The 21818-nt window shown below is 44.3% G+C and carries 9 protein-coding genes; 2 read left to right on the top strand and 7 right to left on the bottom strand.

The annotated features are described in order from the left end of the window. Positions 1 to 13 precede the first annotated feature (13 nt). From AC3A14_RS00945 to AC3A14_RS00920, 6 genes are all read right to left on the bottom strand, one after another. Positions 14 to 1399, bottom strand: coding sequence for a hybrid sensor histidine kinase/response regulator (locus AC3A14_RS00945; RefSeq protein WP_318734913.1), 1386 nt, complete (start codon positions 1397 to 1399; stop codon positions 14 to 16). Positions 1400 to 1449: 50 nt separating this feature from the next. Continuing rightward, positions 1450 to 3849 carry an ATP-binding protein gene (locus tag AC3A14_RS00940; protein ID WP_318735059.1) on the bottom strand — a complete coding sequence of 800 codons (2400 nt, stop codon included), beginning with the start codon at positions 3847 to 3849 and terminating at the stop codon, positions 1450 to 1452. Next, positions 3849 to 6125: an ATP-binding protein gene (locus tag AC3A14_RS00935; protein WP_318735056.1), complete on the bottom strand. Its 2277-nt coding sequence runs from the start codon at positions 6123 to 6125 to the stop codon at positions 3849 to 3851. The genes AC3A14_RS00940 and AC3A14_RS00935 overlap by 1 nt, the downstream gene beginning before the upstream one ends. Positions 6126 to 6187: 62 nt before the next feature. Continuing rightward, on the bottom strand, positions 6188 to 8014 hold the full coding sequence (locus AC3A14_RS00930; RefSeq protein ID WP_318698008.1) for a two-component system response regulator: 1827 nt from the start codon (positions 8012 to 8014) through the stop codon (positions 6188 to 6190). Between the two features lie 41 nt (positions 8015 to 8055). After that, positions 8056 to 11853 (bottom strand): PAS domain S-box protein, encoded by a 3798-nt coding sequence (locus AC3A14_RS00925; RefSeq protein WP_318732007.1) that lies wholly within the window; start codon positions 11851 to 11853, stop codon positions 8056 to 8058. 233 nt (positions 11854 to 12086) lie between these two features. After that, positions 12087 to 14615, bottom strand: a complete 2529-nt coding sequence (locus tag AC3A14_RS00920; RefSeq protein WP_318732008.1) for a CHAT domain-containing protein — start codon at positions 14613 to 14615, stop codon at positions 12087 to 12089. A gap of 182 nt (positions 14616 to 14797) precedes the next feature. Here AC3A14_RS00920 and AC3A14_RS00915 point away from each other — a divergent pair, with 182 nt between their 5' ends. Continuing rightward, positions 14798 to 16861: a thioredoxin domain-containing protein gene (locus tag AC3A14_RS00915; protein ID WP_318732009.1), complete on the top strand. Its 2064-nt coding sequence runs from the start codon at positions 14798 to 14800 to the stop codon at positions 16859 to 16861. Between the two features lie 328 nt (positions 16862 to 17189). On the opposite strand, the gene proX is transcribed toward AC3A14_RS00915, so the two are convergent. Beyond that, entirely contained in the window at positions 17190 to 18203 is a 1014-nt protein-coding gene (gene proX, locus AC3A14_RS00910; protein WP_318732010.1) for a glycine betaine/L-proline ABC transporter substrate-binding protein ProX, read from the bottom strand. Between the two features lie 288 nt (positions 18204 to 18491). Here proX and AC3A14_RS00905 point away from each other — a divergent pair, with 288 nt between their 5' ends. Continuing rightward, complete coding sequence (locus tag AC3A14_RS00905) at positions 18492 to 21770, top strand: AMIN domain-containing protein (RefSeq protein WP_318732011.1); 3279 nt, start codon at positions 18492 to 18494, stop codon at positions 21768 to 21770. Positions 21771 to 21818: the final 48 nt, after the last annotated feature.

The raw sequence follows: 21818 nt of genomic DNA, 5'->3' as shown, positions 1-21818 counted from the left end.
TTTAGAGTTTAACTTAACTTGCTTCTTCCCGATGAACAGGGATTTGAATGGTAAATTGACTGCCCCCCTCAGGTAATGCAGAATAAGTCAGTTGCCCTTGATGTTGCTCTACAATAATTTGATAACAAATAGAAAGACCTAATCCACTGCCTTGTCCCACAGATTTAGTAGTAAAAAATGGATTAAAAATTTGGTTTTTTATATCATCAATAATGCCAACTCCATTATCTTGGAAACAAACGATGACTTGACGATCGTCAGTAGATTCTGTATGAATTTCTATCGTTGGAATGAAGTCCTCAGAAAATGAGGGATCAAAACTTTTATCTTCTATCGCATCAATGGCATTTTCGATCAGATGAAGAAAAACTTGATGAATTTGCCCGGAATAGCAGGTAACACTAGGTAATTCACCATAGTGTTTAAGCACTTGAATAGGAGGATGACGATCTGTCTCTTGCAATCGATGTTGCACAATCAATAAGGTACTCTCAATTCCTTCATGTAAATCTACAGATTTAATGTCTGCTTCATCGAGTCGAGAAAACGTCCGCAACCCCAAAACAATAGCATGAATTCTTTCTACACCGGTTTTCATAGAATCCATCATACTCTTGAGATCATCAATAACAAAATCCAGATCAATATCTTCCGTAAAGTCTTTAATATTCTCAGTCGGATTTGGATAATTTTTTTGATACATTTTAATCGTACTGACTAAATTATCCAAATAATCATTCACATAATGAACATTACCGTAAATGAAGCTAATTGGATTATTTATTTCATGGGCAATTCCGGCAACAAGCTGTCCCAAACTTGCCATTTTTTCACTTTGAATCAGTTGCAATTGAGTGTTTTGTATTTTGGTCAAAGCAGCTTCTAATCGTTCGGTTTGTTGTTTGAGCTGCATTTCGCGCTCTTCCAGGGAACTCTGAATTTTTTTGCGATCGCAGATTTCCTGCTCTAAAACCACATTCTGCTCGGCCAGCATTTGTTGGGCTTTGCGAAGCTGTAGCTGATTTTGTACCCGCACAATCACTTCTTCAATTTGAAAGGGTTTAGTAATATAATCCGATCCACCGACACGGAAGGCTTTGACCTTATCAAGAACATCATCCAGGGCACTCAAAAAAATTACCGGTATTTCCTGAGTCACTTCATGGGCTTTGAGTTTTGTACACACTTCATAGCCATTGAGATCGGGCATATTAATATCGAGTAAAATTAAATCGGGTGGTTTAGCTTGAGCTGCTTTTAATCCCATGGCTCCATTAATCACACTTCTGACTTTATACCCTTGCTTGGTTAACAAACTCGACAGCAAGCGGAGATTGTTGGGCATATCATCAATTAGCAAAATATTGGCGGGTTCTGGATGATCAGTAGGGTGATTCATTGGAGGGCAAGGAAGTTAGGCGGCACGATGAACTTGAAAAACTGTATAAATTAGCGAGCAATAAACTGGTTACTTTCTTGGAGAATGCACTCTTCTGTTATCTCACAAATTACTTCAAACTGGAAATTATCAACCCAAGCAACTAACTGTTGTCTTAATTGTAATTGAGAGGTTGACAGTTGGTCGATCAAGGGCAACATCAGATCGGCATCGGCTTCAGTGGCTGCTTTCTGTAAGGCGGCAATCCATTCTATGGGCTGTTGAGCCATGGCATCTGAGAGAAGGGATCTGGGGTTTTCAGAGGAAAGGGGAGGGGGTTTAGAGAGAGGATAATCTTCGGTATCATTGAGGGAATCATAGGGCTGATTGTTGAGGCGATCGCGTTCAGATTCTGATTCATAAGTATATTCCAATTCTAAATACTGGGCAATTTTCTCTAAAATCACGGCTTCGAGAAAGGGTTTATGCACTAAGTCATTACATCCTGTGGCTAACATCTGTTGGCGCTCTTCTTCAAAGGTACTGGCAGTGGTGACAATGATCGGTACATGGGGAATACCACGTTGTTGTTCTCGTTCACGGATACTGATTGTCATGCTATAACCATCCCGGACCGGCATCCGAATATCCGTTAAAATCAGATTGATTGTTTCTTGTTCCCAGAGAGTCAGGGCTTCTTCCCCTTGGGTGGCTTCTAGCACTTCAAACCCCAAAGGGGTGAGTAAAGAGCGGAGAATTTCACGGTTTTCCCATTTATCATCGACCACTAAAATACGGTAGGTTTTCTCTGTGGAGGCAATTCCAGTCACCCTACGCTCAACCTCAGATAGCGCTTCTGCTTCTCTTGGGACAGGGAGCAGGGGTAGGTCAAAGGTAAACATACTCCCTTGGTTGACTTCACTCGATACACTCAGCGCTCCACCCAGAAGATTGACTAACTGTTGGCTAATGGTTAATCCGAGTCCAGTGCCTTCCTGAGATTGTTTGCCACTTTGGGTTTGTTCAAAGGGCTGAAAGAGTTGGTCTAATTCTTCGCTGGCTATACCGATACCGGTATCGGTGACGGTAAATTGTAGAGTGTCGGGTCGATCCGCAACCGTGATGGTTAGGGAAACATTGCCTTGACGGGTGAATTTGATGGCATTACTGAGTAAATTAAGTAAGATTTGGCGCAGTTTTTGTTCGTCGGTGTAGAGGGACTGGGGAACATTTTCTTGCACTTCCATGCTCAGATGGAGGCCTTTCTTTTTGGCTTTGAACTCTACCATGCTTTCTAAATGATGAACGAAGGTGAGTAAATTAAAGTCTTGGGGTAAAAGTTCGGATTTTCCAGCTTCGATTTTGGATAAATCTAAAATGTCATTAATTAGGCCGAGCAAATGTTGGCTACTGCTGTAGATGATCTGGAGTTGTTCCTGGTGTTTATCGGTTAAAGTATTGTCCTTGACCATAATTTGCGTAAATCCGAGAATGGCATGTAGAGGGGTACGCAATTCATGGCTCATTTTGGCTAGGAATGTGCTTTTAGCTTGATTAGCCCGTTCTGCGGATTCTTTGGCTTCCAAGAGCTGATCGGTACGTTGGTGAACTCGTTCCATGAGGGAGTTGAGAGTTTTACTTAAAGAGGCGATTTCGTCTTGGGTACTGATGGGCATTCGCAGTTGCCAATTTTCTTCTTCGGTAACGGTGGCAGCTAGGTCGGTGAGTTGTTCTAGGGGGCCGATAATATCTTCGGTTGTGCCCAGGGCAATCCAACCGGCGATCGCTACAGCGAATAAACTACTGAAAATAATGATACCTTTTTCTAGACCTTGGGCATTTTCCAACTCGACTTCTGCTTGTCGAGCTTGTTGTTGAGCTGTGGCTAGGATTTGATCGAGAGTTGCCCCTAATTGGTCTAATTCTCGTTGTCTCTCGGATAGCACCAGGGATCTGAGTTGATTTTGCTGTTCTTCTAAGCCAATATTCGGTTGATTAATAATCTGTTGGATACGATCGCTATATTCAACTAAGGCTTGAGTATAGCGATCTAGAAATGGCTCGAAGGTGTCTACAGAAATGGCTAACCAGGCTGGATTTCCTGTGATAAAAGTTTGTAGATCTTCTTGGGTCGCTTTGATCTCAACCAGGTTATCATCAAGCTTCTTTTGATACAATTGTGAAGCTTGGCGATCGCCAACGACTGTCCCTAGCACAACGCCCAATCGTTCCGCTCGTTCGATCTCCACCTGAAAGTGAACCAACAATTGAGCTTGAATATTGGCATCCGCTAATTGGACAATACCCTGTCCTTGATAATAATCAGCCACGACCAACCCGATCAACGAACCCGCCAAGCCCGTACCAATAGCGAATGCATAACCCGATCCAATTTTGTGTCGGATACGCCCCGATCGAATTCGTTCCCACCCTTTCTTGATCTTATGAGTTATGTGGCCCAGTTTCATCATCAATTAACCTTTTCAGAGAGTTTCTCACTAATTAATTGATGCACTCGATCGAATTGAAAATCATGAACCCATTCTGTGAGACACTCTCGCATTCGCGAATTAGAGGGAAAAACTTCGTCAATCAGTTTGAGCAGTAATTCCTCTTCCGCAGCTAGGGTTGCCTGTTGAAGTTTGACCCAATCTGAGGACTGAACATAGCTGAGATCTTCCGGTTCAACGTCTTGCGGTTTAATGGCTAACGGAGCATTTAGGAGTTTTAGATCCGCTGGTATAGTATATTGCCTTGATTCTGAAGTCAGAGTAGGCTGAGAACCAACGTCTAGCTTTACGGGTAAGGTAAACTGGAACTTACTCCCTTTACCTACCTCTGATTCTACCATTAGCTTACCTCCCATTAGTTCTACAACTTGTTGACTAATGGGTAAGCCTAAACCTGTACCTTCTTGAAACCCGCGATCGCTCGCACTTTGCACAAACGGTTCAAACAAGCGAGACAATTCATTGGGGGCAATCCCAATTCCGGTATCCTGAACTTCACAGATTAAAGTCGCATTATTTTCTGACCAGTGATTAGCACAATCAACCTGAACTTGAATTCCCCCTTGGGGGGTAAACTTTAAGGCATTTCCTAATAAATTAATAAAAACTTGGCGTAATTTCCCCGAATCCGCTTCAATAAAAGGGGGAACCTTGGCAGAAACATCAAAAGATAGACTTAATCCTTGATGCTCTGCTTTGAGCTTGAACATTTGATAGAGGCTACTGAGCATATCGTACAGATTAAAGCGATTCTGATGGAGTTCCATTTTTCCGGCCTCTATTTTTGACCAATTCAACAAATCGTTAATCAGATCTAATAGATGTTCGCCACTATGATGAATCACTTTCAGATAACCAAAATGCTCTTCAATTTGAGCTGGAGTTACAGAGGAAGACGTATCGCTCAGATGGCGGATCATCACCTGAGTAAAGCCTAGAATAGCGTTGAGAGGAGTACGCAGTTCATGGCTCATTTTGGCTAAAAAAGTACTTTTGGCCTGATTCGCATTTTCTGCGGCTTCCTTAGCCGCAGAGAGGGCTTCCATTGCCTCTTTACGCTCCGTAATATCACGGGCAATCCAAATCACAGAATCTCCCATTCCAGACACATCCGTAATGGGGGCAATGGTAGCAGCAAACCAAAAACTCTGATCCTCTATGGTGAGTTGATATTCTGTTTGTAGGGTTGTTTGAGTATTGAGGCTTTGCCAGATCAAATGGATAAAGGTTGTGGATTGCTCGGGTTCAAAGATGTCTTGTACACTTTTACCAATCAACTCTGATGGCATCTGGTAGAGGGGTTTGGGGGTAGTGGGTGCAATATTGACAATGTAGCCTTGGGCATCAAAGATCAGAATCAGATCGGAGATCGCACTAAAGAGCGTTTTAAATTCTGTGGTCACTTGTTTTTGATGCAGAATTCGACCAAAGTCAAGGGCGCGATAGGAGAGTTGTTGTACCCAGTATTGATCTTGAACGGAAGAATAATGGGTAAAGAAGACTAAAATCCCCAAGCTGGCTGAACGTCTCGGAATTAGGTTAGGGGTTAAGGATTCTTCGGCGGGGATGGGGATGGGTAGCCCAAAGGCAGCCCCTAGATCAACTTTATGAGCTAGAGTTCCCCTGGAAAAAATATCGTTGTCTTGGGCAAGGTTACCAAACCACTGAGGTTTGTTGCTATACCAGACTCGTCCAGGGATATCTTCGTCAGGTAGGAGGATGAGTCCTTCGGTGTAGTGGCGGAAGTCTTGTAGCGCACTCATCTGCTCTGGGGAAAGAGTTTGGGAATTTTTATACCAGATGGGACTACATTGGAGGGCACTTTTGTCAGCAGTGGGAATCCAGGCTTCTGCATAACTCCAACCCGTCAGTTGACAAATTTGCTCTAGGATCAGGTGCAGGGCACTGGAGAAGTCAGAGGTTGTATTTAAGGCCTGTTCTAGGGCTAGAAGGAGGTTAGGAGAGGGATCGGGGAGCTGATAGTTTAGGAAGGGTTGTTCGGTTGGCTCGCTTTCAGGGAGTGTTTGAGATTTCTGGCGAAGTTGACGGTGAAGACTATAGGCGCTTTTAATTCCCAAAGTTGTCGTTAAGAGTAAGACGATCCAGATGAAGCCGATGACGGGAGGGATGGGGAGTCCAGTTCTTGAATACACCCATGCGGTTACTCCGATGGCGATCGCACTTGAGGCGCATAACGGAGTGACTAAAAGAATGGGTAAGAAGGAAGATCTGGACATGCTTTTAGGGAATTCACGCTAGGAATGAGGGGGCATGATTACGGTTCTAGCTTATCCTAATTTTACCATTGGGGATTGGATTGCAGGAGGGCAGTGGCTTCTCTGATGTTCAGAGGTTTGGCAAACCAATAGCCTTGGCCAAAATCACAGTTGAGCTGTCTGAGGATTTCCAATTGTTTTGGGGTTTCTATCCCTTCGGCAACCACTTGCATGTTCAGGGTTTGGCTGATTTGGATGATGGGGGGAATGAGACCGAGATCTAATGGATCTTGACTGAGAGTGTTGATAAAGGAGCGATCGATTTTGAGGATATCGATGGGTAGGGTATGGAGATAGGAGAGGGAAGAGTAGCCTGTACCAAAGTCATCTAGGGAAATGTGAATGTTTTGATCTCGGATTTGATGGAGGAGAGTGCGAGCATGTACAGGGTTTTCAATCAGGGCGCTTTCGGTAATCTCCATGGTTAAGGATTGGGGGACAACCTGGGTTTTAGCAATAGTTTCGAGGACTTTTTCCATCAGGTTCATTTGGGAGAATTGACGGACGGAAAGGTTAATGCTGATTTTGAGGCTGTCGTTTTTGAGGGTTTGTTGCCAGATTTTGAGTTGATTGCAGGCTTGCTGGAAGACCCAATAGCCAATATCGTTGATCAATCCGGTTTCTTCGCAAACGGGGATAAAGTCTGCTGGACTGACGAGTCCTCTTTGGGGATGTTGCCAGCGTACAAGGGCTTCAAATCCACTGATTTTGCCGGTTTGCAGGTTGATAATGGGTTGGTAGTGAACGAGGAATTCTTGGTGTTCTATGGCTTTGCGGAGTTCGGTTTCTAGGGTGAGTCGTTTAAGGGCGAGTTGGTGCATGGTGGGGTCAAAGACATGGTATTGTCCTTTACCCATGGATTTGGCTTTGTACATGGCAGTGTCGGCATCCCGAAGGACGTATTCGGGTTTGTGATAGTCGGGATGACTGAGGACAATACCAATGCTGGCGTTGATAAAGACTTCGTGAAGTTCGAGTTGAAAGGAATAGGAGAGGCTATTGAGGATGGTTGCTGCCAGTTTTTTGGTATCTTCTAGGTTGGCACAAGATTCTACGAGGATGGTAAATTCGTCTCCTCCTAGGCGAGCGAGGAGCATGTTTGCGTCAAGGAGAGAGTTAATGCGTTTAGCGATCGCCTTGAGCAATTGATCGCCCACGAGGTGGCCAAGGGAATCATTGATCACTTTAAAGCGATCGCAATCTAAAAAGAGGACAGCAAAGGATTCATCCGCACTAACTTTGAGCTTTTGAATAACTGATTCTAGTCGTTCCATAAATAGAGCCCTGTTGGGCAACCCGGTTAAGGAATCATGCAGGGCCATATCCAGAAGTTTTTGCTGAATTCGCTTGCGTTCTTGAATTTCTTGGGTTAAGACTTGATTGGTAGTTTGGAGTTCTTGGGTGCGTTCTTGAACTCGTGCTTCTAGTTGTAAGTTTAAATCTTTAAGTTGGGTTTGGGCAGCTTTCAGTTGTAATTGATGCTTGACGCGGGCTAAAACTTCTTCGATTTGAAAGGGTTTACTGATATAGTCACATCCCCCTACTCTAAAGGCTTTTACTTTGTCGAACACTTCATTTAATGCGCTGATAAATATAATCGGTATTTCTTGAGTTCGGTCGAGGGTTTTGAGTTCCTGACAGACTTGATAACCATTCATTTGGGGCATATTAATATCCAGTAAGATCAAGTCAGGAGGTTTAGCTTGAGATGCTTTAATAGCTGTTCTGCCATTCATAACACTGCGAACTTTATAGCCCTGCTGACTGAGCAAATCCGACAGAAGACGTAAATTTTCTGGGGTGTCATCAACCAGCAATATATTGTATTTTCCTGAAAGAGATTCAAGCATAAGCTTCGCTACTATTATTGATTGTGACTTATTATCTAGATTTAATATAACACTGAATTTAAGTTTTGAGTGATCGCTTCAAATTCAAAATTATCGACTAAATCATTTAAATGTTTTGCTAGATTTCTTTGATCGTTGGGAATTTTTTCGATCAACTCTAAAATCAGTTCAGCATCAGCTTCTAAGGCAGCTTGGTAGAGATTGTGTAACCAGGGTTTGGGCATCAACTCCCAATTGATAGAAGCCTCACCTACCAATTCTAGGGAATTAGAGATTGAGGGCGATAATGGCAAAGCCGGATCGAGATAATCACAGACATAGGTGACCCCTAAATGTTGGGTCATTTTCTCAAATAACTCTTGATCTTGGAAAGGTTTACTGAGAAAATCATCGCACCCTACAGCCAGGATTTGTTCGCGTTCTTCCGTAAAGGCACTTGCAGTTAGAGCAATAACTCGAGTGGATTGACCTTGGGGATGGGATTTAATGTATTGAGTGGCTTGAAGTCCATCCATAACAGACATCCGAATATCCATCCAGATCAAATGGGGATTCCAGGTTTCCCAAATGGAAATAGCCTCTTCTCCATTGCTGGCTTGTTTGACCTCGAAGCCGACACTGTTTAATAAGGAGTCTAAAAGCAGGCGATTATCTAATGAGTCATCAACGACTAAAATTCGGTAGTTAGGTTGATTGGGGGCTAAATGAATCACTCGACTGGAGCTTCTGATTGTTTGAGGTTGATGTAAGACTTCTTCGAGAGGCAAATCAAAGGTAAATTGAGTGCCGACATCCACTTGAGAGGACACTTGAATATCTCCTCCCATTAATTGTACAAACTGACGACTGATAGGTAATCCGAGACCGGTTCCTTGTTGAGATTGTCGGCCGACTGCGGTTTGCACAAAGGGTTCAAATAAAGTGTCTAGGTCTTCTTGGGCAATTCCCGGCCCCGTATCGCTCACTTCAAAGGCGAGTCTAAGGGTGTTGTTTTCTGGGGCAGCGATCGCCGAAATGGATAATTTGACTCCTCCTTGTTCTGTAAATTTAATGGCATTGCCTAAAAGATTTAACAAAACTTGACGTAATTTACTTTCATCTCCTTCCACATATTCTGGTACTTGGGGACTACACACCAAAGCCAAACTTAACCCTTTACTTTCTGCTTTGATTTGTAGCATTTCTTTGAGGGTATCTAACAGCATCCATAAATTAAATTCACTCTCATTAAGTGTGATCTTGCCGGCCTCAATTTTCGACATTTCTAAAATATCATTAATCAAGGATAATAAATGCTCACCACTACGATTAATGATCCCCAATTGCTCGCGATGGACAGAGTCCAGGTTAGAACTGCGGTCAATTAACTGAGTAAATCCTAAAATTGCATTTAATGGTGTTCTTAACTCATGGCTCATATTAGCTAAAAAGTTGCTTTTGGCTTGGTTGGCGGATTCAGCAGCTTCTTTAGCCTGAATTAAAGCAACTTCTGCTTCCTTTCGCACGGTAATATCCGCAATCATGGAAGCATATCCGATCACATGATTTTGTCTATCCATTAACACGGTATTATACCATTCACAGACAATTTTTTCCCCGGAGTCCCTGATATTATCACAAATGGCATAGGTGGTATCTTCTTCCGATTCCAAGGCTTGCATTAACTCATAAACTTTGTTCTTTTGAGTATCAGAAAATAAGATTTCAAAGCTATGGGGAGAAGATAAGACATCTAGGCGACGATAACCAAAAATACGTTCAGCCGCTTTATTCCATTCTACAATATTCCAATCAACCGACCATTCAATCACACCTAAAGGCGTTTGATCGACTAAAAACTCCAAGCGCTTCTGAGATTCTCTCAGTTTTTCTTCAGATTCTTTTCGCTCTGTAATATCAGTGTATGATCCAATAATCCGAATTTCTTCCCCCTGATTATCATACAAGATCTGACCTCGATCTAAAATCCACTTATAGCGACCATCTTTACAGCGCATTCGATATTCAATCGTAAATAAAGGATTATTTTGACTGTGCTGATATCGAAGATTGGTAAACATCACTTGTTCAAAGTCATCCGGATGTAAACGGGTCATCCATTCGCTGGGTTTATCACTAATTTCTGACTCCGAAAATCCCAACATTTCTTTCCATCGAGCAGAATAAAAGATCCGATTATTTTCCAAATCCCAGTCATAGATGCCATCATTATTACTTTTGAGTGCAAGTTGCCAGCGTTTTTCACTCTTTTTCAAGGCTTGTTCTGCTGAGATGCGCTCTGTAATATCAGACTGAAGGATGACATAATGAGTCAGTTCTCCGGTTCTATCTCGTAAGGGAGACAACGATAAGTGACTCCAGAAAAGCTGATTATCTTGACGATAGCTTGGACAACTAAACTGAAAGTTTTTGCCTTGACGAATGTGTCTTTTTATGGATTCATAGGGATGTTGATAAAATTTGTTTTTATAGAACCGCAACAGTCCTTGTCCTATGACTTCTTGGGGTGAATAGCCCGTAATTTTTTCAAAGGCAGGATTAACATAAATAATCGGTATATCGGCTTGTTGAGCGTCACTAATAATGATGCCGTCATCCGAGATTTCTACGGATCTCTTGAGCAGTCTGAGTTGTTCTTCATTTTGTTTTCTTTCCGTGATATCGCGAGCGACTAAAATAACTTTTTTATCTGGCATAGGAGAGAGAGTCGCTAAAAACCAAAACGTCTGTTGAGGGAGGATTAAATAGTATTCAAAATTAAGGCTTTTTTTCTGATGGATGACATTTTGTAAATGTTGCATCAATTCCGAACGATAATCTCCGTAAATAATTTGATTAATGGTTTCTCCAATGAGATCGTAGCCGTCTTGCTGATATATGGCTGGACAAGTGGGAGAAAGTTTGATCATTTCTGCTTCCCGATCCATCACTAAGACGATCTCAGTCATCGCCGCAAAAACCGATCGCAGTTCTGCTTCGGAAGTATGTAACTTTTGTTCTAAAAGTTTGCGATCGCTAATATCTTGGATAACACTGAGAAAGTATGCGGGTTCTCCAGATGGATTACGCACTAAAGATATCATTATATTTACCCAATTTTGTAGTCCAGTTTGGGTGAAATAATTGTTTTCAATGTTAATAAACGGTAATGTGCCATTGAGAAGTCGATCTAAGTAACGGCGAGTAACGTCTTGGTAATTGTGATTTTCTAAACTCTGGAGATTTTGAGGAACCATGAGTTCAAAAAAAGAGTGATTAATCAAGCCTGAACTGCAATACCCGACTAAATCACAAAATTTCTGATTGACTTGAATAAAGTTTCCTTCTAGGTCAATATGAGCCATACCAATGACCGCCTGGGCAAAGGTTTGATCGAAAGTTGTCTGAGAGGGTCGAGTTTGTTGTGTCCCGCGATCGTTACTCAGATTTTGTAATAAAGTTGACAGATGAACTAGACCAATTAATTCATGAGTTGAGGAGACTAAAGGAAGAGAAGTCAGTTGATGATGCTCGACAAATTCAAGGAGGGTTGCAAGCTTATCCTGAGTGCTGAACATTTCCCACTCAGTAATTTCTAGGGTAATACCTTCCGGTTGCATGACTTGCTCAACAGTCATCTTCTCAGCACTCTCTGGCGAAGTAAGATAAGGTAAAAAACGAGACAAATGCACGCGGCCAACTAACTGTTGCTGTTTAACAACTAATGCTAAGGAAGGCTGAACTTGCCCAGTTTGAGACTGCTGATAGAGTTGCCAGTGGGCGATCGCCTCTGACAATAGCATCTGAGGCTCTAGAGTTAGAGGATGATAATCAATCCACCGCTCCTCTGCAAGAGTCACGATTTGAGAATTAGACTGGTGCATAATAGCCAGGGAGTCCGGGGCTTACGCCACGTTTACTATTCAAAATGAATCCTATAGAATCAAGTGTTTGTGCAATTTGGCGCTTGCTTTCTGTTATATCAAATTTAAGTCAGTTTTCCTACCCAGGCTGATTTTGGGAAACCTCAGTCATTTTAACCACTCAAGAATACTGGCAACAGAAGACGATCTATGGGGGTAAAATTCCGATCTTATTCAGATACTCCAATCAAGGTAAATGCTGCCCAATTCCGAGGTTCAGGGAACTGTTTTTGGGTCAGTAACATGGCTTCACGGAGGGCACTGGCTTTATCTTGTTTTTGTTGCATTTGTTGATAAAAGTTAGTCATCACCGTCACGGTGGGTTCATCGGGAATTGCCCATAAGGAGACTAATACCCCTTCGGCTCCCGCACTGACAAAGGCTCGCGAGAGTCCAATTACACCATCACCGTTAATGTTGCCCCGTCCTGTATCACAAGCGCTCAGTACTGCCAATTCTGCTCTCAGGGAGAGTTGAGATATTTCTTTTGCCGTGAGAAAACCGGGATCGCCAGCGGTTGGAGCTAGAGCTAAAGAACTCAAAAATCCTCCTAGATCATTGAGCAGTCCATGGGTTGCCAAATGGATCGTGGGACTAGATTCCATTTGAGAGACTACCACAGCTTTAGTTGCTCGATCGCCAATTAACGGTTCTGTATTGAGTAAAGTGGCGATCGCCTCTGCTTCAAGTTCTGCTCCCGGTAAATCCTCCAGTTGCAGCGTACTTTTACCCCCTTCTAACTCAATTTCGGGCATCGTGGGATTACCCACCACTAAAGGAGGATTAACGCTAGAGCCTTGATTTTGATTGCGCTGTTGATTTTGACGAGTTAAATCTAACACTTGAATCGAAGGAGAAGTCATCAACGTATGTTTCTCGACTAAGTAAGTTCCCTGTCCATCCTGGAGAGCCGGAAACGGTACTAAAAGCAACGAGTCTTGGGGAATAAACGTTACGCGCTCCTGCGGATTGTTGGGCAGTAAATCAGCAATCGGTTCAATCAAATACTCATGCAATTCTTTCAAGGGTTCTCCTGGAGGCAGGTGGCGACGGGATAACCCCGTTAACGTAATAAAATCCCGTGCATTTTTCACCAATTGATCTAAATCAAAATTCAGAGGAACCTGGCGAAATTCAATATTTCCTTGGGGAGAAATTACCCAAACATATAATTGAGTTGCTTTTCTTTCTGATGCATGAGAAGTCAACCATTCTCCCGGCCCACTTTGATAAAACCGTCCGTATTCATATTGCACCGTATACGTGACTAAAGTCGTCTTCTCCCGTTGAGCAATTTGCTTGATCTGGTTTATATTTGGAGGTTCAGTCTCCATCGAATTGGGATTAGTCCCTAATTTACTCACCAACAAATCAACCAAGGCTCTAGCCCGACCCGCTTCCGAAAGCTCTAAGGCTTCAAGGATTTGATTTTGCTCAATTGCAATTTGCTGTAAGAGGCGATAAACATCCGTAGATTGATCGTAGCTAAATATTTTAAATTCATCTTCAGATAAGTTGGTAAAACTCAGATTCGATAGCGTCACTTTTCGCTGGCTATCATAACCTTCTATCGCTTTATAAAATCTAGATTTTGCGGCTTCTAATTGTTGGGATTGCAGGAGTAAAAAACCCAGCTTTTCTTGACCAATCGCTTGGGAAGCCACACGAGAAAATTCCAAGGATTCAGTGGCATTGGGAGACTCTTGTTGTCGTTGTTTAAATCCCTGGTCTAGAATATCGAGAGCTTCAGTCTGAAGGGCGATCGCCTGCTCTAAGTTCCCTGACCAGTAGTAAACTCTACTCAGATCTTGCAGGGCAAAAGACTCAGTTGTAAAATTACCTTGTTCCCGAATAGTATTTAAGCGTTTTTCTTGTAAGGAGATGGCTTGCTCATAGTCTTCCTGAATCGTATAATATTCACTCAGTCCGTTCAAGGCTTGATTCACTTGGAATAGATTATCCGTTGCCTCCCCCAAGGCTAAAAGCTCCTCGAGTGTTTTTAAGGCTTTTTCCTGTTGTTTGGCCCAACTGTAACTAATGCTCAGGTGAAACAAAACATCCCCTTTAAGCTGAAATTCACCAATAGAATTAGCTAAAGATAAGGCTTCTTCCTGGATTTCAATAGCTTGACGATAGTTGCGGTTAGCAAAGTAAGCTAATCCCAAATCATTTAGAACTTCAATCTCTTCGGTTTGGGTGCCAATTTCACGGACAATTTCTAGGTGATTTTGGCGCAGAAAAATCGCCTTTTCATAATCAACGGCTTGTAGATAAGCCAAGCTCAAATATTTGAGAATAACTTTACGGCCCGAAGGGGTGCGGGCTGCTTGCAACTGGGATTCTAAAAAGTCAATACCATAGGGATCTCCGAGTTGACTATGGGCAGTAGCCAAACTCCAAAGAATACTCCCTTCAAGGTCTTCATCTTGTAATTGACGGGCTAATCGAAGTGCCCGCTTATAGAGAGGTATAGCTTCCTCAAGTTGACCCAAATATTGATAGGCAATAGCTGCTTTATTGAGTACACTTAATTCAAACAACGGGTTGCCTAATTGCTGGGCTTGCTCCAACTCCTGGGGATAGGTTTGTAAAATATTTTCATAAACTGGGCGCAATTGATCCACCGGATTAGCCCAACTGACGGAAGCTAGAAAAGTTAGAGCATTGAAAAATAAAATAGTTAGGATAGATTTTATCATAGTTTATCGAATCTCTAGAAGAGAAAATTGTGTCTCAATTTGAGTTGTTCCCAGCCGTGATGATGCTACCCTGAAGAGGCAATTGGCTCTAAGCGAATTGTCAGTCAATCGTGAATTGCACAGTTTCTGAGAATTAGTATTAGAATGCAGAAGATATTGTTATCTTCACCCATCATAGATCAATGACCAATCGTTTGGCCCAATCCCGAAGTCTCTACCTCCGCAAACATGCTGAAAATCCGATAGACTGGTGGCCATGGTGTGATGAAGCACACCAAACGGCAAAAAAAGACAATAAACCGATTTTTCTCTCGATTGGCTATTCAAGCTGTCATTGGTGTACGGTGATGGAAGGGGAAGCTTTTAGTAATGCAGAAATTGCTGAATATATGAATGCTAATTTTCTGCCTATTAAAGTGGATCGAGAAGAGCGTCCCGATGTGGATAGTATTTATATGCAAGCGTTGCAAATGATGACGGGACAAGGGGGATGGCCTTTAAATATTGTCCTTACTCCAGACGATCGTATTCCCTTTTATGGCGGCACTTATTTTCCCGTGGAACCTCGGTATGGTCGGCCCGGATTTTTACAAGTGTTACAAGCCTTGCGAATGTTTTACGATCGGGAGCGGGAAAAATTAGCCAGTCGCAAACAGGCGATCGCCGAAGCTCTGCACCAAGCAGCGACTATCCCCGCAACCGGAGAATTGGGCGAAGATCTCTTGCACCAAGGCTTACAAACCAGCGTCGGTATCCTCACGGCACGGGATATGGGGCCCAATTTTCCCATGATTCCCTACGCTGAAACTGCCCTCAGAGCCACCCGTTTCACCGCGATAGATCCCCCCTACGATGCCCTGGAAAGCTGCGCTCAGAGGGGCTATGACCTGGTGCTGGGGGGCATTTTTGATCAGGTAGCTGGAGGGTTCCATCGCTATACGGTGGATGGGACTTGGACGGTTCCCCACTTTGAAAAGATGCTCTACGATAATGGTCAGATTATGGAATATCTAGCCCATTTGTGGGATGCGGGGGTACAGGATAAGGCGATAGAAAGGGCGATCGCCACCACTGTCACCTGGTTAAAGCGCGAAATGACCGATCCCAAAGGCTATTTTTGGGCGGCTCAAGATGCCGATAATTTCACCTCATCCACAGCTTTAGAACCGGAAGAAGGGGATTTTTATATCTGGGACTATGGCATATTAGAGCGTCAACTCACCCCAGAAGAATTTCAAGACCTTCAGCAACAGTTTGATATTACCGAATCCGGGAACTTTGAAGGTAAGCTTGTATTGCAGCGCACCCAAAAAGGGCAACTTCCCGATCGCTTAGAAACTGGATTAAGTAAACTTTTCACTTTGCGCTATGGCAGCGATCGCGACTCCCTCCCCACATTCCCCCCTGCTCGCAATAATCAGGAAGCAAAACAACAAACTTGGCCCGGACGAATTCCACCAGTTACCGATACTAAAATGATCTTATCCTGGAATAGTTTACTATTATCTGGGTTAGCCGCAGCCGCGAAAGTTTGGCAACGTCCCGATTATCTGGATTTAGCTATTCAGGGAGCTAATTTTATTCTAGAGAATCAATGGGTTAAGGGTCGCTATCATCGTCTCAACTATGAGGGGGAACCCGATGTTTTAGCCCAAGCTGAAGATTATGCACTGTTGATTAAGGCTCTGTTAGATATTCAGCAGGCGAGTTTGTGGTGTTCTCCGAGTTTAGAACTGCCCAATCTACAGGAAAAAGCGATCCAGATTCAAGCGGAATTTGATGAATTGCTCTGGAGTGTAGAATTAGGCGGATACTATAACAGTGTCAAAAGTGATGATTTAATTATCCAAGAACGGAGCTATTTGGATAATGCAACTCCCGCAGCCAACGGCATTGCGATGGCGAATTTAGTGCGCTTGTTTTTGTTAACTGAAAATTTGGATTATTTCGATCGCGCGGAACAAGGTTTACTGGCGTTCAGCACTATTCTATCGAAATCTCCTCAAGCCTGTCCTAGCTTGTTTGCAGCGTTAGACTGGTATCGTAATTGTACCCTAGTGCGAATTGTGGAGGGGCAACTCGAGCAGCTACGGGGGTTATATTTACCGACTGTTCTGATCCAGAAAGTTCCCGAATTACCCGAAGGAGCGATCGCCTTAGTTTGCCAAGGTCTTTCTTGCAAGAAACCGGCAACCTCTGTGGAGGAATTGCACCGTCAATTACAGCAATGTCAAACCCGAGCTTAGTGAGTAAATACCCTCTCCTTAACCCGTGCTAAAGCTCAAGTGAATTGTTCTGTCCACTCACAGTGGGAGCGCTCTGGCGGTTGGAAAAGGGTCTTGAAAAATTTTCGTTTACTGATTTAGCCGACCCTTTTGTTCGGGTCAATTGTTCCGTGGTTATATGTTGTTCCGAGTTCTTAATTTATTACGAGGATTTAATAAATTGATAAACACCGTTAATCCATTTAAATCCTTTTATCCTTCCGGATAATTAGCGAATTTCCTATTAATTGAACTCGGAAAGTGACAGAAGAGGGATAGTCTATCTTTGTGTCCCCGCGTCTCCCATTCCCTATTCCTCTTTCGCCTCTGCCAACCAAGCGTCAAATTGTGCTTGATTCTCACTCACCCATTCCTGAGCTAAACGGCGAATATCTTCTGGAGTATCAGCCCCCTCTTTAATTTTTAAACTCACTTCATTCATATCTGCTACTGGAATACTCAGCAATTCAAACCAACGTTTAGCCCTCGAATTTTTAGATGCAAACTTTCGATTTACCACAAAACGTTGCCCCACAGCCGGCCATCCCAAATTTTTTCCCTCAAACGTCGTATCCGTTTCCATTATCCCTACCATATGCTCAGGTAAAGAGGTGAAAGAAACTTCTAAAGCCATCACCTCTCGATCGGGTTTCAAAACAGCAAATATCCAATGTGGATTATAAGCGTAATAGAAAATAGGCTTTCCTTGCTCGTAACGATCTATGGTATCCGCCAAAAGTGAAGTATAATTTCCCTGCTCTTGTTCTACCGTATCCTCGAGTCCATAAACTTTGAGATGATGATTAATCACCGATTCACAAACCCAACCCGGATTACATCCAACTAAGTTTGCTTTGCCATTGGCATCCGTATCAAAGAGATTGGCAATTTTGGGATCTTTCAACTGTTCAATATTAGAAATCCCATATTCATCAGCCGTTTTTTTATCCATGTGATAGCCTTGAGAGCCGGGCGGTATCACTTTGCCAACTTTCTCTAACTCATTATTGCCATTAGCCTGATTAAATAAAGATTCATGACCCGCATCGTAAGACACCACACTATAATCGAGATCTTGAGTTGCCAGAGATAGATAAATGGCTGGATAATCTAGTGTTTTTGGACTCTCAATGGGGTAACCCAATTTGGCTAAACCAATATTGACCACTTCCGTTTGAAAGCTCTCCTCAACCCAACTACTATGGGCGGAACGCACTAGCGTATCTTCAGTCGAGTCTGAATTAGCTCGACAGCTCATCAAGCCCACCGCGATCGCTAACAACACACCGGACGAAAACAACCGACGATATGATTTTCCAGGCATACATTTAGGGATCATAAAAAAATAGTATAAGTCCGGTATATATCGTAATCCAATAAATGAGGGCAATAGGGAATAGAAAATTCCCCTATTGCCTTATCTACCCACTCCCCCATCTCCTCATTCCCCCACACTTGACAAATTTGCTTTACACTATTGACGATTGAGGGTCACTTAGGGAATGATAAGTAACCATAATCTATGCTTAAGTAACCAGACCCTCATTTAAACGGGGTTTGCATACAGTTTATCTTCAATTTCAGTGTCTAAAGCGATCGCGTGAGGAGAGCAATGAAAAAGTATCAATTTGGACTAAGTGGGGCACTGCTCGGTGGAGCCGCCGTGATTGTAGCCAATACTTCGGCTTGGGCGGCTCCGACCCGAATAACCAACGTCTCCCTAAACCCCAAGAATGACGGAATTGAAGTCATCCTAGATACTCAAGAAGGCGATCGCCCCCAAATATTTGCCGTGCCCAACGGCAACGAATGGGTTGCCAACATCTCAAACATGCAGCTCAACATTCCCAGCGGCGAATTCATGCAAGCCAACCCCGCCCCAGGCATTGCCGCCGTTCGCATCAACTCCATAGATGGCAACAGCGTTCGCGTCACCGTCACCGGTAACCAAGGTAGTCTCAGCGGCCGCATCAGCATCCAAGACGGCTCTAACTTCATTCTCTCCCTCAAGCAAGACGACCCTAAACCCACTGCCAACACTGCACCCCAGGCCCCTGCACCCCAGTCGGTCGCTCAAACGCCGCCCCAACCCATTGCCCAGGGCGCTCCCAACAACAATGTACCCCTACCAAGCTTGCAAAACGGCATCCCCAGCCTACCCCCCGGAACAGGTGTCGCGCCTCCCTTCCGGCAAAGAGCGATCGCCCCACCCCTCGGTGAAATCTCCGTATCCACCATCGACGCATCCGGGCGCACCATCAACCTCGGCTCCTCCGAAAACGTCCCCCGTCTCGTTCTCCGGGATGCCCCCGTGCGCGATGTTCTCGCCCTGCTCGCACGGGTTGCAGGCATGAACCTCGCCTTCACCGATAGTGCAGGAGGGGGTGAAATTCCCGAAGGTCAAGCCGGAGCCTCCACATCTGTTGCAGGATCAACTATTTCTCTCGACATCGAAAATGAACCCGTGCAAAACGTCTTTAACAGCGTCCTGCAACTGAGCGGCTTGCAAGCCAACCGCGTTGGCCGCACTATTTTCGTCGGGACCAACCTACCTCTCGAATCAAGTCCCGTCATCACCCGCACTCTCCGCCTCAACCAAGCCGAAGCCGAAGCCTCCGCCACCCTCCTCGCCTCCCAAGGAGCAGACTATCAACGAGTCGTTACCAACACCACGCGCGTAGTGGAAGGCGACGGGGTAGACCGACGGGAAACAGAAGAAACAACGACTAGCATTGAAAATTTCACCGTTCAAGAAGCCAACGGTCCCCTCCTACTGCGCGGCCTATCCATTATTGCCGACGAGCGTCTCAACTCCATCACCCTCGTCGGTGACCCTCGCAAAGTAGAAATTGCTACCGGCTTGCTCTCCCAACAAGACCTACGCCGCCGTCAAGTCTCCGTCAATGTCAAAGTCATTGACATTAACCTTGATGCTGAAGAATTTTCTAACAGTAGTTTTTCCTTTGGTTCCGGGGATTCTTTCTTCGTGGTTAATGGCGGTCGAGGCATCGCCAACTTTGGACGCTTAAGACCACCTACAGCCGATCAAGCCCGCACTAATCAGTTTGGTCGTCCCGTTGTCGCCAACCCCCTTGCGGGCAACACTCCCTTTATCAACCCCAATGGAACCCAACTGGTGCGCGACCCCGCCACCGGCCAACTGGTTCCCTCAGGGCAAAACCGACCCGGTTCTGTTTTCGCCCCTGGTGGCTCGCCCACGACTGCCGGAGTTACTGGATTTGACGGTTCTGTTGGGATTCCTGGTGCTGCCGGTCGTCAGGTATCCCCTGCTTCTGGAACACCACCCTTGTACTATGACCGTAATGGGATTCCTCGCAGTTTGAACGAACTCACCGTTGGGGGAGGCGCATTCCAACCCTTAGTCGATCAAACTAATAATCTCGTTACTGCACCCACTGCTGGCACTCAAGCCCCTCGATTTTTTGATAATACTGGTCAACCTAGGCTCTTGAGTGAGCTGCAACTTGGTGGAGGGCAAATTCCAGCCCTCACCACTCCTAACGGTTCTCTCATTTCTGCTGGAACCGGAGCAGATCCCGCGCCTCGGTTCTTTGATGCCACAGGTCAACCGAGACTCTTTAATGACTTGACTATTGGTGGAGGGCAATTTCAGCCCTTACGCAGTCCTGACGGAAATGTCGTCACAGCCGGTGTTGGGGCACAGTTCTTCTTAGATTCCACAGGTACACCTCGACTGTTGAGTGAATTAAATGTCCCTGGGGTTTCCAATGGCCCCTTACAACCGTTGCGAGACGCTTCAGGTAACTTAACTCTAGCAGGAGACCAATCACCAGTGTTTTTTGATGTGAATGGTGTTCCCAGAAACTTTAACGATCTGACCATTGGAGGAGGAGTCTTTCAACCTCTTCTCGATCCAGAAAGTGATTTAGTCGAAGTTACCCAAGGTGCATCTGCCCCTCAATTCTTTGATGCAGCAGGAACCCCCCGCCTATTAAGTCAAATTCTAGATGGTACATTTCAACCCTTAATTAATGGCCAAGATTTAGTCTCAGCGACTCAAGCCATTGCTCCTCAATTCTTTGATGCCAATGGCGTTCCCCGACTACTGAGTCAACTTGTCCCAGGCGGCGGAAACATTCCTGCCTTAACTAACCCCACTGGAGAACTTATTTCTGCTGCCACCGGAGCAGCGGTTAACGGCTTACCCGCTATTATTGGCCAAGCCGCCCAACTCACCTACCAACTGCCACAAGTTTTCCAATATCCCAACCAGTTCCTAGCGCAACTGGAAGCGAATATTGAAGAAGGAACTGCTAAGATCCTTACTGACCCAACTCTTACCATTCAAGAAGGGGAAACTTCAACTATTAACCTCACAGACCGCATCCCTGTTAACGTGGAACAAGAAACGACTATTAATGCCAATACTACCACCACCACAGTTAACACTGAGTTTGAAGATGTAGGTCTATTAATGCCAATTGTCGTAGATCGAATTGATGATAATGGCTTTATTACCATGACCATTAATCCTCGTATCTCTACCCCAACAGGCACTTTTAATATCCTTATAGATGGACTGCAACAACAAGTAGCATTGGTTTCGAGACGGGAGTTAAGTTCGGGTAAAATTCGCCTGCGTGATGGTCAAACCCTTTTGATTGCTGGAGTCATTCAAGACCAAGAACGAGAAACTGTTTCTAAACTACCCATTCTTGGAGACCTACCCATTATCGGCCGCATGTTCCGTCGAACGGAAAAGAACTCTGAGCGTGCAGAAGTGGTGATTGTGGTTACTCCCAATATCATCCAAGATGTAGAAGATGCAAACTGGGGATATGGCTACGCCCCCAGCCCCAACGTCCAGCAACAACTTCGTAACCGAGGCTTCCGCTATCCTGGCAGATAACTACAGGGAATAGGGAATAAGGAATAGGAAACAGCCCCTTCCCTTATC

This window comes from Roseofilum sp. (assembly GCF_982964205.1).
This window is presented reverse-complemented; position numbering and strand designations above follow the sequence as displayed.